The organism is Aeromonas sp. 160P (assembly GCF_055193095.1).
Genome location: NZ_JBUXKV010000001.1, coordinates 4383872 through 4399654, shown reverse-complemented (window position 1 = coordinate 4399654; position 15783 = coordinate 4383872). Strand labels below are relative to the sequence as shown.

Below are 15783 nucleotides of genomic sequence, written 5' to 3'. Positions count from 1 at the left end.
CTGTTGTGCTAGAATGTGCGCACTTTTGACTCCGGCTCTTTTGATTGCACAGATACAGGATTTCCAATGAAAGTTATCGAAGGAAATATCGCCGCTCCTGAGGCGCGCGTTGCTATTGTTGTTGCCCGTTTCAACAGCTTCATCAACGACAGTCTGGTGAACGGTGCGGTGGACGTACTGAAGCGTCAAGGTCAAGTGCAGGACAGCAACCTGACACTGGTAAAAGTGCCGGGCGCGATGGAAATGCCATTGGTCATCAAAAAGTTGGCCAAGAGTGGTCAATACGACGCCATCGTGGCGGTCGGTACTGTCATCCGTGGCGGCACCTACCACTTCGATCTGGTGGCAAACGAGAACAGCAAGGGCATGGCTCAGGTAATGATGGAGTATGAAATTCCCGTTGCCTTCGGCGTGCTGACCACTGAAAACATTGAACAAGCCATCGAGCGTGCAGGTACCAAGGCGGGTAACAAGGGTGCAGAGGCTGCACTGGCAGCGCTCGAAATGATCAACGTCCTGAAAGAACTGGACGTGTAACGAGGAGAAGTACATTGAAACCGTCCGAGCGCCGTAAAGCCCGCCATTGCGCCACCCAGGCCATCTACCAGTGGCAGATGACCAAGGCTAACGTGGGTGACATCGAAGAGCAGTTCAAGATCGATCAGGACACCAAGGGTGTAGACCTGAGCTATTTCCGCGATCTGCTGTTTGGGGTAGCCCTCCACTGCAACGAGCTGGATAAGGTATTTGCACCTTTCCTCTCCCGTCCGCTGGAAGAAGTGGACATGGTGGACAAGGCGATCCTGCGTCTGGCGACCTATGAGCTGACCCGCCGTGATGATGTGCCGCCCCGTGTGGTGATCAACGAAGCGATCGAGCTGGCCAAAGCCTTTGCTGCCGATGACAGCCACAAGTTTGTCAACGGTGTATTGGACAAAGTGATCAAGACGCTGAGCAAGCGTTGATCCTGCTGTCCGTCAGCATTAAGAGAGGAGCCAGCCTAACCGCTGGCTTTTTACTGTATGGGTGAATTTGAGCTGATTGATAAGTACTTCAAGGTTCCTCACGCCCGCAAGGACGTGGTGATGGGCCCTGGAGATGACTGTGCCTTGCTGACCCTGCCGCCCGATACCCAGCTGGCTGTGAGCACCGACACCCTGGTGAGCGGCGTACACTTCTTTCCCGACATGGATCCGGTGGATCTCGGCTACAAGGCGCTGGCGGTCAATCTCTCCGATCTCGCTGCGATGGGGGCCGAGCCGCGCTGGGTGTCGCTGGCGTTGACCTTGCCTGCCATCAACGAGAGCTGGGTTGCCGGTTTTGCCGAAGGGTTCCTCGAACTGGCCGAGTACTACAATGTGGCGCTGGTGGGGGGGGATATGACCCGCGGGCCGCTCTCCATCACCATCTCGGTCAAGGGATCTGTGCCTGCCGGTCGTGCCCTGCTGCGCAGCGGTGCCAAAGCCGGTGATGGCATCTATGTGACCGGTACTCTGGGGGATGCGGCGCTGGCACTCTCTCACCTGCTTGGCAAACGCACCCTCAACGAGAACCAGCTGGCTGCGGTATTGCCCAGACTCGAGCATCCTCATCCCCGCATTCTGGCTGGACAGGCCCTGCGCGGGCTGGCGGGCAGTGCGCTGGATCTCTCCGATGGTCTTGCATCGGATCTTCGTCATATTCTCAAGGCCTCCGGGGTACGGGCCCAGATCGATCTCGATCTGCTGCCGCTCTCGCCAGTGCTGCGCGATGCAGTGAGCGATCAGGTAGCGTGGCAACTGGCGCTGGCCGGTGGCGATGACTACGAGCTCTGCTTCACCGTGCCACAGGAACATCACGGTGCGCTGGATACGGCGCTGGCCCACAGCGGGGTCAAGTTCACCCGCATCGGCCGCATCCTGGCGGGTGAGCCGGGTATCGATTATCTGCGTGGCGAACAAGTGGTGGAGCTGCAATTGAAAGGGTGGGATCACTTCGCATGAGCTTTTTTATGATAAAGCCCGAGTTGAAACGACTGAACCTGAAGAACCCGCTCCACTTGCTGGCGGTGGGGTTTGGCTCCGGCCTCTCCCCCAAGGCGCCCGGCACCATGGGCACCCTGGCGGCCATTCCCCTCTACCTGCTGGTGAGCGGTCTGCCGACCCACTGGTTTATCGCCTTGCTGGCGGTGGGGTTTGTGGTAGGGATCCGTATCTGCCAGAGCGCCACCGATGCCATCGGCATGGCAGATCATGGCGCCATCGTCTGGGATGAGGTGATCGGTTTTGGTGTCACCATGATTGCCGCCCCGGCTGGCTGGGAGTGGGTGTTGGCCGGCTTCGTGCTGTTCCGGCTGTTCGATGTGCTCAAACCCTGGCCCATCTGCTGGTTTGACCGCCGGATCCACGGCGGCCTCGGCATTATGCTGGACGATCTGATCGCTGGCCTGTTCGCCCTGTTTTGTATGCAATTACTGGCGTTCTGGCTCGGCTGAATGCTGCCTTCCGGGGGATGACCGTTCTGGCATCCCCCGATTTATATCTGCTTAATTTTCATTCACCGGCATATGCTGCCGTTTATCACCCATTTCACATAAATATTCACTACTCATTCGGGACCTGCACTCGCGTTTTAAATAGTGATAAATGCTACTTGTTGCGTTGTTGTTGAAATTAAAGTAATGATACCAATAGATATGCGGACGGACAGGCCATTTTTGTGATGATAGTCATCATTTGTTGCTATTGAACGGGTGGTTATCTGCACAAAACATTGCGGGATTGTATAACGCAAGCATTTACACCCGAGGTTAAACCGTCTAAGTTACTCGCGGGTTATTCCAAAAAAATGCAAAAAACCCGCCCGGATCGCTGGTTTCGCTGCCTCATGGATTGAGCGTTTTTTATTCTATAAACACTCAATATCAACTGCCCAAGGTAACAACCGGCATCTGCGGCTGATTTACGGACGAATTATTTGGGACGGATGTCCCCCGCAGAGGTAAACATGTCCTTGCTCGAAGTGAAAAACTTGCGGATCGAGTACCCCTCCCGCTACGGGGTGCTGGCCGCGGTGAAGGATCTCTCTTTCTCCATCGAAAAGGGTGAGATTGTCGGGGTAGTCGGAGAATCCGGCGCCGGCAAGTCCACCATCGGCAACGCCGTCATCGATCTGCTCAGTCCCCCCGGGCACATTGCCCGTGGCGATATCTACCTCAATGGCGAGCTCATCTCCGGCAAGAGCCAGAACGAGATGCGGGCCATTCGTGGCTCCCGGATCGGATTTATCTTTCAAGATCCCATGACCTCCCTCAACCCGCTGTTTACCGTTGAACAGCAGTTGGTGGAGACCATGCTGGCCAATACCAAACTCTCCCGCGAAGCAGCCTTTGCCAAGGCACTGGAGCTGATGGGGGCGGTGGGGATCCCGCAGCCGGAACTGCGCATCAAGCAGTATCCGCACCAGTTCTCCGGCGGTATGCGCCAGCGGGTGGTCATCGCCATCGCCCTGTCGTGCGATCCTGAGTTGATCATCGCCGACGAGCCGACCACGGCCCTCGATGTCTCCATTCAGGATCAGATCCTCCAGCTTATCCGCAACCTCTGCAAAGAGCGTCAGGTGGGCTGCATGCTGGTGACTCACGACATGGGTGTGGTCTCCAACGTCACCGACAAGGTGGCGGTGATGTATCGCGGCGATCTGGTTGAGTTCGGCCTGACCGAACAGGTATTGGGTCACCCCAATCACCCTTATACCCGCAGCCTGATCTCGGCGGTGCCGCGCTCCGACGTCAAGCTGGTGCGTTTCCCGCTGGTCTCCTATATCGAGGATGCCAGTGCGCCGGATACCAATATTGACCTCAAGACCCACTGGCTCGGCCAGAGTCAGGATGAGCGTGCCTATGAAGGGGCGCTGCTGCGGGTGGAGAACGTCGATCTGAAGTTCGTCACCAAGGACTCCATCTTCCCGAGCCGCCGCCAGTATGTGCGCGCCTGCAACAACATCAGTTTCGAGATCTTCGAAGGGGAGACCTTCGGTCTGGTGGGGGAGTCGGGCTCCGGCAAATCGACTATTGCCCGCGCCATCACCGGCCTCTATCCGCCTGATACCGGCCAGATCTTCTTTGAGGGGATCGACTTGACCGCCCTCAAGAGCGAGCGTGAGCGTCGCCCACTGCGTCGCCAGATGCAGATGGTGTTCCAGAACCCCTATTCGTCAATGAACCCGCGGATGAAGGTGCGTGACATCATTGCCGAGCCGATCCGCTTCCACAAATTGGCCCAGAGCGAGAGCCAGATCGAGGGGATCGTCAATGATCTGCTCGATCACGTCGGCCTTGGCCGTGGTGCCGGGGTCAAGTATCCCCACGAGTTCTCCGGCGGGCAGCGCCAGCGCATCTCCATTGCCCGCGCTTTGGCCACTCGTCCGCGCTTTCTGATCTGCGATGAGCCGACCTCGGCGCTGGATGTGTCGGTGCAGGCCCAGATCCTCAACCTGCTCAAGGATCTGCAGCAGGAGCTCAAGCTCACCATGCTGTTCATCAGCCACGATCTGCCGGTGATCCGCCAGATGTGCGACCGCATCGGGGTGATGCAACACGGCCATCTGGTGGAAGTGGCCGATACCGAGAAACTCTTTACCAATGCCGAGCATGAGTACAGCCGCAAGCTGATCTCCCTCATGCCTGCATTTAAAGGCATGTCCCGTGAGGGGCTGGAAATCGCCAGCTAGTAACGCGCCGGTTCGCCGGATGGTGAGTTAAGTACCTTGTCATTTAATAAAAAAGCCAAAAGCATGGAGAAAACGATGAAGAAAGGATTATCCAAAATTGCCCTGGCGCTGTTTGCCGCCGGTTTCGCCTTCAGTGTTTCAGCCGCTGATATCAAGGTCGGTGTCGCCTCTGACGCCACTTCGCTGGATCCGCAGGAGCAGCTCTCCGGTCAGACTCTGGAGATGTCGCACCTGGTATTCGATCCCCTGATGCGTTACACCCAGGATCTGAAATTCGAGCCCCGTCTGGCCGAGAAGTTTGAGCGTGTCGATGACAAGACCGTTCGCTTCCACCTGCGCAAAGGGGTCAAGTTCCACTCCGGCAACGACTTCACCGCCGACGACGTGGTGTGGACCGTCAACCGCCTGAAATCCTCCGTCGACTTCAAGGCGATTTTCGACCCGATCAGCGAAGTGAAGAAGGTCGATGACTACACAGTCGATCTGATCACCGCCAAGCCGTTCCCGCTGGTGCTGCAGACCGTCACCTACATCTTCCCGATGGACTCCAAGTTCTACACCGGCAAGACCGAAGCAGGTAAAGACAAGGCCGAGATCGTCAAAAATGGCGACTCCTATGCTTCAACCAACGTGTCTGGTACTGGTCCGTTTATCGTCAAGTTCCGCGAGCAGGGTGTGAAGCTGGACTATGCCCGCAACGCCAACTACTGGGACAAAGCCTCCAAGGGTAACGTCGAGAACCTGACCGTAGTGCCGATCAAGGAAGATGCGACCCGTGTGGCAGCCCTGCTGGGTGGCGACGTGGACATGATCTATCCGGTTGCCCCCAACGATCTGGAGCGCGTCAAGAATGGCAAGGATTCCCAGCTGGTGACCCTGTCCGGTACCCGCGCCATCATCATCGAACTGAACCAGAACACCAACCCGGCGCTGAAAGACAAGCGGGTGCGTCAGGCGATCAACTACGCCATCAATCAGGTGGGTATCGTCGAGAAGATCAACAAGGGCTTCGGGACTCCCGCAGGTCAGCTGAGCCCGAAAGGCTATGCCGGTCACAACGAGGCGCTGGTGCCTCAGTATGATCTGGCCAAGGCCAAGGAGCTGATGAAAGAGGCCGGTTACGAGAAAGGCTTCAAGATGACCTTCATCGCCCCGGCTGCCCGCTACGTCAACGACGTCAAGATTGCCCAAGCTGTCTCCGCCATGCTGGCCAAGATCAACATCAAAGTGGATCTGAAGACCATGCCGGTGGCCCAGTACTGGCCGGAGTTTGACAAGTGCGCCGCGGACATGCAGATGATCGGCTGGCACTCAGATACCGAAGATACCGCGAACTTCTTCGAGTTCCTGACCTTCACCAAGGATGCCAAGACCGGTATGGGTCAGTACAACTGCGCCGGTTATGCCAACGCCGAGGCTGACAAGCTGATCGAGCAGGCCAATGCCGAGACCGATCCGGCCAAGCGTGCCGAGATGCTGAAGAAGGTCGAAGCCATGGTGATCGAAGATGCTGCCTACGTGCCGTTGCACTGGGAAGATCTGGCTTATGGCGCCAAGAAAAACGTCGACATCAAGCCGGTGGTCAACGTGATGAACTTCCCTTACCTGGGTGACCTGGTGGTCGGCAAGTAAGCGAAGCACCAAGGAAGGACCGGGCGGGGTGGTCAGCTGGCCATTCCGCCCACTAACAGAAGCCTGTGCCAAGACACAGGCCACGTAGAAGGACAAGCATGTTTACATTCCTGCTGAAACGGTTCTATCAGGCCGTGATAGTGATGTTCGTCATCAGCCTGGTCGCCTTCTCCATCCAGGACAACCTGGGTGACCCGTTGCGCGAGATGGTGGGACAATCGGTCTCCGAAGCCCAGCGTCACGAGTTGCGTGAGAAGATGGGCCTCAATGATCCCTTCCTCATTAAATACAGCCGCTTTTTGAAAAATGCGGTGCACGGGGATTTGGGCACCTCCTATTTCTTCAAGCGACCTGCTCTCGAGGTGATCCTCGACAAGCTGGTGGCTACCCTTGAGCTGGTGTTTGCCGCTGCGTTGATCATAGTAGTGGTATCCATTCCGCTCGGTGTTTACTCGGCGATCCACCCGCGCAGCATTGGCACCAAGATCATCATGGCGGGGAGCAGTATCGGCATCTCGATCCCGGTGTTTTTGACCGCCATCATGCTGATGTATCTCTTCTCCATCCAGCTGGGTTGGCTGCCGGCCTATGGCCGTGGCGAGACTTATAACCTGCTGGGCTGGGAGTCGGGCTTCTTCACCTGGGATGGTATCTTGCACCTGATCCTGCCTGCGGTGTCGCTCTCCTCCATCATGCTGCCGCTGTTTATCCGGCTGGTGCGCTCCGAGATGCTGGAGCAGCTCTCCTCCGAGTACGTCAAGTTCGCCCGTGCCAAGGGGCTGGACAACAACAAGGTCTACTACAGCCACGCCCTCAAAAACACCATGCTGCCGGTGATCACCGTCGGTGGGGTGCAGATCGGCACCATGGTGGCTTACACCATCCTGACCGAGAGCGTGTTCCAGTGGCCGGGGACCGGTTTCCTGTTCCTCGAGGCGATCCACCGGGTCGATACTCCGCTGATCACCGCCTACGTCATCTTCGTGGGGCTGATTTTCGTGGTGACCAACACGCTGGTCGACCTGCTCTACGGGTTTATCAACCCTACCGTCAACCTGACCGCCAAGGGGTAACAGATGACTAATGCTGTAACTGCACGCCCAGGCCGTTGGGCGCGCTTCAAGAATTCTGACATCGTCTACTACTTCCTGCGGGACAAGGTAGCCATGTTCAGCTTTGCCATATTCGTGCTGTTTGTGCTGGCGGCGTTGCTGGCGCCCTGGCTGGCACCGCACAACGTCTATGACCAGACCAGTTTTGATCTGATGGATGCCGAACTGCCACCCTCCTGGCTGGAAGGGGGCGATGCACGTTTCTGGCTTGGTACCGATAACCAGGGCCGCGATATCTGGAGCACCATCCTCTATGGTGCCCGTATTTCACTCTCCATCGGTCTGTTTGCGGTGGCGCTGCAGCTGGTGCTCGGCATCGTTATCGGTCTGATCGCCGGTTACTTCGGCGGTCGCATCGACAACCTGCTGATGCGCTTTGCCGACGTGCAGCTGTCGTTCTCCACCATGATGGTGGCGATCATCATCTCCGCCATCTTTCAGGCAACCTTTGGCTCCGAGTTCTACTCGAAGTTCGCCATTATGATGCTGGTGGTGATCATCGGTGTCGCCGAGTGGCCACAGTACGCCCGCACCGTGCGCGCCTCTGTGCTAGCGGAGAAGAAGAAGGAGTATGTGGAAGCGGCCAAGGTGATGGGATTTCGTGCCCCGCGCATCATGTTCCGCCATATTCTGCCGAACTGTCTGTCGCCCATTCTGGTGATCTCCACCGTGCAGGTGGCCAACGCCATCATGAGCGAGGCGGCACTCTCCTTCCTCGGTCTCGGGATGCCGGTAGACCAGCCGTCACTGGGGTCGCTGATCAGCGTCGGCTTTAACTACATCTTCTCCGGCTCCTGGTGGATCACCGCCTTCCCGGGGATCTGTCTGGTGGTGCTGGTGCTGGTCATCAACCTGTTGGGCGACTGGCTGCGGGATGTGTTTAACCCGAAGATTTACAAGGGTTAACTCGGGTCAGAAGTGAAGATACAAGAAGGGCGCCATCAGGCGCCCTTCTCTTATTTACTCTTTAACTCGCAGCAGGTCAGGCTTGCAGCCAGCTTTCGATGCTGCGCTGGATGCCAGCATCGTCCAGACCGAGCAGGGTATAGATCTCCTGCTGGGTGCCCTGTTCCACGAAGCGATCCGGCAGGCCGAGGTTGAGCACCGGCTTGCACTGTTTATTGCGCATCAGCAACTCGTTCACCGCCGAACCGGCGCCGCCCATGATGGCGTTGTCTTCGAGGGTGACGAAGTGATCGTGGCTTGCCGCCAACGACAGCAGCAGCGCCTCGTCCATCGGCTTGACGAAGCGCATGTCCACCAGAGTGGCATCCAGTGCCTCGGCAGCTGCTTTTGCAGCGTGCAGCAGGGTGCCAAAGGCCAGAATGGCGGTGCCCTTACCCTCTCGCACTATGCGGCCTTTGCCGAGTTCCAGCGCTTGCATCTCTGACGAGACAGGGGCATCACTCAGGCTGCTGCCGCGGGGGTAACGCACGGCGGCAGGGCCCTGATGGAGATAGCCGGTATAGAGCATTTGACGGCATTCGTTCTCGTCGGACGGCGTCATCACCACCATATTGGGTACGGTGCGCAGGAAGCTGATATCAAACGCCCCCTGATGGGTCGGGCCATCAGCGCCCACCAGACCGGCCCGGTCAATGGCGAACAGCACCGGCAGACCTTGCAGCGCCACATCGTGGATCACCTGATCGTAGGCGCGCTGCAGGAAGCTGGAATAGATGGCGACCACCGGCTTCTTGTCGGCGATGGCAAGACCGGCGGCAAAAGTGACCGCATGCTGCTCGGCAATGGCCACATCGAAGTAGCGATCCGGATATTGCTGGCTGAATTTCACCAGCCCGGAGCCTTCACGCATGGCGGGGGTGATCCCGACCAGCTTCTCGTCTTTGGCTGCCATGTCGCACAGCCACTGGCCAAAGATGGCGGAGAAGGTGGGTTTGGCACCGCTCGCCTTGGGCAGGGAGCACTCATCCGGGTTGAACTTGGGTACAGCATGATAACCGATGGGGTCTTTCTCCGCCGGCTCGTAACCCTTGCCCTTCTTTGTCTTGACGTGCAGCAGCTGCGGGCCCTTGAGGTTGCGCATGTTGCGCAGGGTCTCGACCAGCGCCTCGATATCGTGACCGTCGATGGGGCCGATATAGTTGAAGCCGAACTCCTCGAACAGGGTGCCGGGCACCACCATCCCCTTGAGGTGCTCTTCGGCCCGCTTGGCCAGCTCCTTGACCGGTGGCAGACCCGCCAGCACCTTCTTGCCGCCTTCGCGGATGGTGGTGTAGAGCTTGCCGGACATGACCCGGGCCAGATGGTTGTTGAGTGCGCCAACATTCTCGGAGATGGACATCTCGTTGTCGTTGAGGATCACCAGCATGTCTTTGTGCACATCACCGGCGTGGTTGAGCGCTTCAAACGCCATCCCCGCAGTAATGGCTCCATCCCCGATCACCGCCACCACCTTGCGACCCAGCCCTTCGCTCTCGGCGGCAACCGCCATGCCGAGCGCCGCACCGATGGAGGTGCTGGAGTGGCCGACGCTGAGTACGTCGTACTCGCTCTCGCCACGCCAGGGGAAGGGGTGCAGACCATCCTTCTGACGGATGGTGTGGATCCGGTCACGGCGTCCGGTCAGGATCTTGTGGGGATAGGCCTGATGGCCCACGTCCCAGATCAACCGATCAAACGGCGTGTTATAGACGTAGTGCAGCGCCACGGTCAGTTCGACCGTGCCGAGACCGGAGGCAAAGTGTCCGCTGGATCGGCTGACCGAGCGCAGCAGATATTCGCGCAGCTCGTTGCACAGCGCCGGCAGCCGATCTTTGGGCAAGGAACGCAGCTCGATTGGCGTGTCCGCCAGGGCCAGGTTGGGGAAATTGCTAATATCAACGCTCATATTGTTACTGTTATCCAGCGTTTAGTGGGTTCGCTCGATGATGTAATCGGCAAACGCTTCCAGAATGTCGGTATTGTAGGGCAAGGATTGCAGGGCTGTTAAGGCTTTGCCGTGCAGTTCGCGAGCCAGCTCACGGGCATTTTCAAGACCGAGCAGGGCCGGATAGGTACTTTTCTCCAGCGCCAGGTCAGAACCTTGCGGCTTGCCGAGGGTGGCGGTATCACCGGTGATATCGAGGATGTCATCCTGCACCTGAAAGGCCAGCCCGATGGCAGCGGCGTAGCTTTGCAGCGTGGCCAGGGTAGCGTCATCCACATCAGCCTTGCACAAGGCACCGAGCGCCACGGCGCACTCAATCAGCGCGCCGGTCTTGTGGCGGTGCACCTGCTCCAGTTCGGCCAGCGAGATCTGGCGCCCTTCGGCCTGCAGATCCAGCGCCTGACCGCCACACATGCCGAGATAACCCGAAGCGTGGGCGAGGGTACTCAGCATCCGCACCCGGTTGGCCATCAATGTATCTGGCATGGGGTGGTCGGCCAGAATGGAAAACGCCAGGGTCTGCAGCGCATCACCGGCCAGAATGGCGGTGCCTTCATCAAACGCCTTGTGGACGGTTGGCTGGCCGCGACGCAGGTCGTCGTCATCCATGGCGGGCAGGTCATCGTGCAGCAGGGAGTAGGCGTGGATGCACTCCACGGCAGCGGCGGGGCCATCCAGCAGATCGCTCTTTACCCCAAGCATTTCGCCGACCGCGTAGACGAGAAACGGGCGAACCCGCTTGCCGCCCAGCAGCAGGCCGTAACTCATGGCATCGCGCAGCCGCGGCGCCATGGCGGGCAAGGATTCAAGTTGTGCTGACAGACAGTCGTCAATACGCTGACGATGCAGACGGGAAAAATGGTCCAGCGCCACTCACTCCTCTCCTTGTTCTGGCTGGAAGGGGGCAAGCTTATCACTGCCATCGGCTTGGCTGAGCAGGATCTGGATCTTCTGTTCGGCCAGTTCCAGCTTCTGCTGACCGGCCCGCACCAGATGGACTCCTTGCTCGAACTGTTTGAGCGCCTCTTCCAGGGGTAGGGAACCTTGTTCCAGCTGATGAACGATGGTTTCCAGCTCTTCCAGAGTGGCATCAAAACTCAGACGGTCGATTTTTTTACTGGCCATGTCCATCCTCGGGGATTGAAAAAACGGCTTATATTAACATCGACCGTCCGCAGGGGGGAGGCAGAAAAGCACTGGCCCCTCAAACTCTCGCTAAACTGGCCGATAATGAGCCATCATTCTCTGTGGGTTGAGGCTTGCTGCGTGGGACGCAATAGCAGAAAATTCAACAGACTATAATAGACATAAGAACGGGTGACAGGAGTAGGAACGTGGATCTAGGCAGTCTGATCGGGATAGTGCTGGGTTTCGGGGTGGTGGTTTACGGCATGCTGCTGGGCGGCCCCATGAGCATGTATGTGGATATGCCATCGGTCTATATCACCATTTTTGGTTCAATCTTCATCGCCATGATGAAGTTCAACATTGGCCAGTTCTTTATGGCATTCAAGGTTGGCGGCAAAGCCTTTATGTACAAGGGCGACAAGCTGGATGATTTAATTACCAAGGCGGTCGAACTGGCTGATGCTGCTCGCAAAGGGGGCTTTCTGGCACTGGAAGCGGCTGAGATCCCCAACCCTTTCATGAAAAAAGGGATCGATATGCTGGTGGATGGCCACGATGCCGATGTGGTGCGCAGTGTGATGGAAAAAGATATCGAGTTGACTGCCGAGCGTCATGTCACCGCCATCAAGGTTTTTCGTGCTTTGGCCGATTTGGGGCCAGCCATGGGGATGATAGGTACCCTGGTGGGGCTGGTGGCTATGCTGGCAAACATGAGCGATCCCAAGTCCATCGGCCCGGCGATGGCGGTTGCCTTGTTGACCACCCTTTATGGTGCGATTTTGGCAAACATGGTCGCGATTCCCATCGCGGACAAGCTGGAGCTGCGTAGCGGCGAGGAAAAACTGTGTCGAGCGTTGATTCTGGACGCCATTATGGGGATTCAGGATGGCCAGAACCCGCGGGTGATCCAGTCGATGTTGCAAAACTATCTGAATCAATCCAAACGTAATACCGGCACCGAGTAGGGGGCAGTATGTCCGATTGCAAATGTCCGCCGCCCGGCCTGCCCGCGTACATGGGCACGTTTGCCGACTTGATGTCACTGTTGATGTGTTTCTTTGTGTTGTTGCTCTCCTTTGCCGAGATGGACGTCCAAAAATTCAAGCAAATCGCGGGTTCCATGGAAAAAGCCTTCGGGGTGCAGAATATTCTCGAGGTAAAAGATATTCCCAAAGGTACCTCGGTGATTGCCCAGGAATTTCGGCCTGGCCGGCCAGAGCCAACGCCGATTGATACGGTGATGCAGCAGACCATCGACATGACCCAGACCGAACTGGAATTTCTGCCCGGTGAGTCGGATCAGGCTGGTGGTCAGGACAAGAGTGATGGCAAACAGACAGGGGGGGACACGGCTCAGGATGCGCAAAAAGCACAGCAGCAGTCCAATACCTTGGCTAAAGCGCTCGCCGAACAGATGAAAGATCAGATTCAGGACGGAGCCATCGAGATCGAGGCGTTGGGCCAACAGATCGTTATCCGGATCAGGGAAAAAGCGTCGTTTCCTGCCGGATCCGCTTTTTTGCAACCCCAGTTCTGGCCGGTTATTCGCAAGGTTGCGGCGTTACTCAAGGATGTACCGGGTGAAATAACCATTTCTGGTCACACCGACAACGTCGCAACCGAAGATGAGCTGTTCCAGTCCAACTGGGAGCTCTCCTCCCTGCGGGCGGTGGCGGTGGCGCATCAGATGGTCAAGGAGCCAGGTTTCGATGGTCAGCGGCTGGTGGTGCAGGGGATGGCAGATTCCCAGCCGCTGGTGCCAAACACTACCCCCGAGAATCGCCGGATGAACCGTCGGGTAGAGATCTCTATCCTGCAGGGTAAACCGACAGTATCGGCGCCTATCTCGGTACCGGAAGGGAAGTAAGTATTGCCGATGCAGGGCAACCAAGGCGGACTGGCTGCAGGGCGCTGACGTGGATTTTGTGTTGGCTTCATATTAAGATGCCTCATCCGAACCGATTGCTGCGGCTTCCTAGCAGATAGCCGCAGTGTCTATTTTCAAGCAACCCAGGTTTCGACTATGAATCATACTCCGATGACTGTTCGCGGCGCTGAGAAGCTGCGCGCAGAGCTCGACCATCTCAAGACCGAGCTTCGTCCCCAGATTATCGAAGCGATTGCCGATGCGCGTGAGCATGGCGATCTGAAAGAAAATGCCGAATACCACGCTGCCCGTGAGCAGCAGGGGTTCTGCGAAGGCCGCATCCAGGAGATTGAAGCCAAGCTCTCCAATGCTCAGGTGATCGATGTCACCAAGATCACCAATAATGGCCGTGTCATTTTTGGCGCGACCGTGACGCTGCTCAAGAGCGAGACAGAGGAAGAGGTCATCTACCGCATCGTGGGTGATGATGAGGCTGATATCAAACAGAACCTTATCTCTGTCAACTCACCGATTGCCCGTGCGCTGATTGGCAAGGAAGTAGACGATGTCGCCATCGTCAAGACTCCTGCCGGTGATGTGGAATACGAAGTGCTGAACGTAGCTTACGTTTAAGCGACGTCAGGTTATGACGAAACAGGGGGGCTGGTGCTCCCCTGTTGTATTTGGCTAAGGCTGAGATACTTGCTAGGACAGATAAGCCTCGGTAAAAGCATCCTGATGGCGCAGGAACAGCCACTGGCGTAGCCGTTCGATATCGCTTTCGCTCATCTGAAAGCTCAGTGCCCAGGTTGCATGGTTGGCATCAGATTTGATGCGCCGAACCAATCTGGCATCAAGGGGGAACCAAGCCTCTTGTGCGATGCAGAGTTCTCCACGGAGTGAGTCATCGGCTAGCATATCGGTTGGCAAATTTTCGACGATGAGGCCGTTCAGTGAGAGGCTTAATACTTGAAAGAGTCCTTTACTGCTGTGCAATTTGGCTTTTTGTTCGAGACGCCAGGCCCGTGGCTGGGTAAAGCCAAGCTCCCTGATCACTGGTGCGGCCAGACGTGGTTCGACCACACCCTCAGCGGCTTCGATAAAGGTAAGCGGAAAGCGTAACTGATGGCCTGCAAAGCGCGCTTCGAGTACCAGGTGTTCGGCTTTGTGCAGCAAGCCAAGCATGGGGGCATCAAGGTGACCACTCAGGACATGGGTGTCCTGATTGCTCCCCAAGTCCCGCAGCATGGCCAGCTCATCTTCAGTGAGAATTTGACGGTGAGCCATAATGCGTATCCAAAAGTATTCATCGCAGGTTAAGGGCTTTGCGACTACTTTGGCAAGCGACTCGGGAAGAAGTGGAATAAGGAAAGAGCGATGCTCTTTCCTTTTACTTGCGGGGCAGCTGGATTTTTGGCTCGGTGGCTTGACGATAAATAGTCAGCACGTGGCCCATGCTTTGCACCTTGATTGCAGCGGTTTCACGGACGATTGCATCCATAACCAGTTGCTTCATCTCGCGATCTTCAGCGGCAACCTTAACCTTGATCAGCTCGTGATGGTTCAGTGCCAGATCGATTTCAGCCAGTACACCTTCGGTCAGACCATGCTGACCCAGCAGGACGACGGGTTTGAGGCTGTGAGCAAGGCCCTTGAGGTACTGTTTCTGTTTATTGTTGAGAATCATCGCAATTTCTTCATAAGTCAGGGTTGAAAGGGGCGTATTCTAACCCCACTTAGCCCTTAATACTAATAACCCTTGTGGTTTTTTAAAGTCGATTATCATGACCCAGAAAAAGCGTTCCCCCAGTTCTAGTCGCTGGTTAAAAGAACATTTCGACGATCAATACGTCAAAAAAGCTCAAAAATTGGGCCTGCGTTCCCGTGCTGTTTTCAAGATTGACGAGATTCAGGGCAAGGATCGCTTGCTCAAAAACGGCATGACAGTTGTGGATTTGGGGGCGGCTCCTGGTGGCTGGTCCCAGTTTGCGGTTGAACAGGTTGGTGACTCGGGTCGCGTCATCGCATGTGATATTTTGCCTATGGATCCCATTGCCGGTGTCGATTTCCTGCAAGGGGACTTTCGGGAGGATGCTGTGCTCAGTGCCTTGCTGGGAAGAGTAGGTCCCGATAAGGTCGATGTTGTGATGTCTGATATGGCACCTAACATGAGCGGTACCCAGCAGGTGGATCAGGCGCGCGCCATGTATCTTGTCGAGCTGGCACTGGACATGTGTAATCAGGTATTACGCAGTGACGGCAGTTTCGTAGTGAAGGTGTTCCAGGGGGAGGGGTTTGATACCTATCTCAATGAAATACGTAAACTTTTTTCAGCTGTTAAAATTCGTAAACCAGACTCATCCCGTGCCAGATCTCGGGAAGTCTACATTGTGGCTACCGGTTTTAAACTGTAGTACCCTACCCTTCATCGTTAACTGTCAGTC

Annotated in this window: 17 protein-coding genes; 12 read left to right on the top strand and 5 right to left on the bottom strand. The window is 56.7% G+C overall.

The annotated features are described in order from the left end of the window. The first annotated feature begins 66 nt into the window (after positions 1 to 66). The 8 genes from ribH (at position 67) to ACY8FN_RS20315 (ending at position 8360) form a co-directional block, all read left to right on the top strand. On the top strand, positions 67 to 537 hold the full coding sequence (ribH, locus tag ACY8FN_RS20350) for a 6,7-dimethyl-8-ribityllumazine synthase (protein WP_042018201.1): 471 nt from the start codon (positions 67 to 69) through the stop codon (positions 535 to 537). Between the two features lie 14 nt (positions 538 to 551). Next, on the top strand, positions 552 to 965 hold the full coding sequence (gene nusB, locus ACY8FN_RS20345) for a transcription antitermination factor NusB (RefSeq protein WP_042018200.1): 414 nt from the start codon (positions 552 to 554) through the stop codon (positions 963 to 965). A gap of 57 nt (positions 966 to 1022) precedes the next feature. Next, on the top strand, positions 1023 to 1982 hold the full coding sequence (gene thiL, locus ACY8FN_RS20340) for a thiamine-phosphate kinase (protein ID WP_463101035.1): 960 nt from the start codon (positions 1023 to 1025) through the stop codon (positions 1980 to 1982). Then, positions 1979 to 2473, top strand: a complete 495-nt coding sequence (locus tag ACY8FN_RS20335; protein WP_101321274.1) for a phosphatidylglycerophosphatase A family protein — start codon at positions 1979 to 1981, stop codon at positions 2471 to 2473. The genes thiL and ACY8FN_RS20335 overlap by 4 nt, the downstream gene beginning before the upstream one ends. A 512-nt stretch (positions 2474 to 2985) precedes the next feature. Then, complete coding sequence (locus ACY8FN_RS20330; RefSeq protein ID WP_139717188.1) at positions 2986 to 4710, top strand: ABC transporter ATP-binding protein; 1725 nt, start codon at positions 2986 to 2988, stop codon at positions 4708 to 4710. A 75-nt stretch (positions 4711 to 4785) separates the two neighbouring features. Beyond that, positions 4786 to 6342, top strand: coding sequence for an ABC transporter substrate-binding protein (locus ACY8FN_RS20325; RefSeq protein WP_101321271.1), 1557 nt, complete (start codon positions 4786 to 4788; stop codon positions 6340 to 6342). 98 nt (positions 6343 to 6440) lie between these two features. Next, positions 6441 to 7415, top strand: a complete 975-nt coding sequence (locus tag ACY8FN_RS20320) for an ABC transporter permease (protein WP_101347947.1) — start codon at positions 6441 to 6443, stop codon at positions 7413 to 7415. A gap of 3 nt (positions 7416 to 7418) precedes the next feature. After that, entirely contained in the window at positions 7419 to 8360 is a 942-nt protein-coding gene (locus ACY8FN_RS20315; RefSeq protein WP_101321267.1) for an ABC transporter permease, read from the top strand. A 76-nt stretch (positions 8361 to 8436) separates the two neighbouring features. Here ACY8FN_RS20315 and dxs read toward each other — a convergent pair whose 3' ends face one another. From dxs to xseB, 3 genes are read right to left on the bottom strand one after another with little or no spacing between them, the layout of a single operon-like run. Further along, the gene (gene dxs, locus ACY8FN_RS20310; protein ID WP_463101034.1) at positions 8437 to 10305 is read right to left on the bottom strand and encodes a 1-deoxy-D-xylulose-5-phosphate synthase; all 1869 of its coding nucleotides are present in this window, start codon (positions 10303 to 10305) and stop codon (positions 8437 to 8439) included. A gap of 21 nt (positions 10306 to 10326) precedes the next feature. Continuing rightward, positions 10327 to 11217, bottom strand: coding sequence for a (2E,6E)-farnesyl diphosphate synthase (gene ispA, locus ACY8FN_RS20305; RefSeq protein ID WP_463101033.1), 891 nt, complete (start codon positions 11215 to 11217; stop codon positions 10327 to 10329). Continuing rightward, positions 11218 to 11469 carry an exodeoxyribonuclease VII small subunit gene (gene xseB, locus ACY8FN_RS20300; protein WP_042018186.1) on the bottom strand — a complete coding sequence of 84 codons (252 nt, stop codon included), beginning with the start codon at positions 11467 to 11469 and terminating at the stop codon, positions 11218 to 11220. It abuts the gene before it with no gap. 209 nt (positions 11470 to 11678) lie between these two features. On the opposite strand from xseB, the gene pomA reads away from it, so the two are divergent. The 3 genes from pomA to greA all read left to right on the top strand — a co-directional run bounded on the left by pomA (position 11679) and on the right by greA (position 13972). Next, on the top strand, positions 11679 to 12437 hold the full coding sequence (gene pomA, locus ACY8FN_RS20295; protein ID WP_287977427.1) for a flagellar motor protein PomA: 759 nt from the start codon (positions 11679 to 11681) through the stop codon (positions 12435 to 12437). Between the two features lie 8 nt (positions 12438 to 12445). Beyond that, positions 12446 to 13339, top strand: a complete 894-nt coding sequence (locus tag ACY8FN_RS20290; protein ID WP_101325688.1) for a flagellar motor protein MotB — start codon at positions 12446 to 12448, stop codon at positions 13337 to 13339. Between the two features lie 156 nt (positions 13340 to 13495). After that, positions 13496 to 13972: a transcription elongation factor GreA gene (gene greA / locus ACY8FN_RS20285; RefSeq protein ID WP_042018182.1), complete on the top strand. Its 477-nt coding sequence runs from the start codon at positions 13496 to 13498 to the stop codon at positions 13970 to 13972. A 72-nt stretch (positions 13973 to 14044) separates the two neighbouring features. Here greA and ACY8FN_RS20280 read toward each other — a convergent pair whose 3' ends face one another. Both ACY8FN_RS20280 and yhbY read right to left on the bottom strand, forming a co-directional pair. Next, positions 14045 to 14626, bottom strand: a complete 582-nt coding sequence (locus ACY8FN_RS20280; RefSeq protein ID WP_463101032.1) for a PilZ domain-containing protein — start codon at positions 14624 to 14626, stop codon at positions 14045 to 14047. 103 nt (positions 14627 to 14729) lie between these two features. Beyond that, a complete protein-coding gene (yhbY, locus tag ACY8FN_RS20275; RefSeq protein WP_042018180.1) occupies positions 14730 to 15026 on the bottom strand; it encodes a ribosome assembly RNA-binding protein YhbY in 297 nt (98 codons plus the stop codon). Positions 15027 to 15123: 97 nt separating this feature from the next. Between yhbY and rlmE the strand changes: the two genes are divergently transcribed. After that, complete coding sequence (gene rlmE, locus ACY8FN_RS20270; protein ID WP_068977837.1) at positions 15124 to 15753, top strand: 23S rRNA (uridine(2552)-2'-O)-methyltransferase RlmE; 630 nt, start codon at positions 15124 to 15126, stop codon at positions 15751 to 15753. Positions 15754 to 15783: the final 30 nt, after the last annotated feature.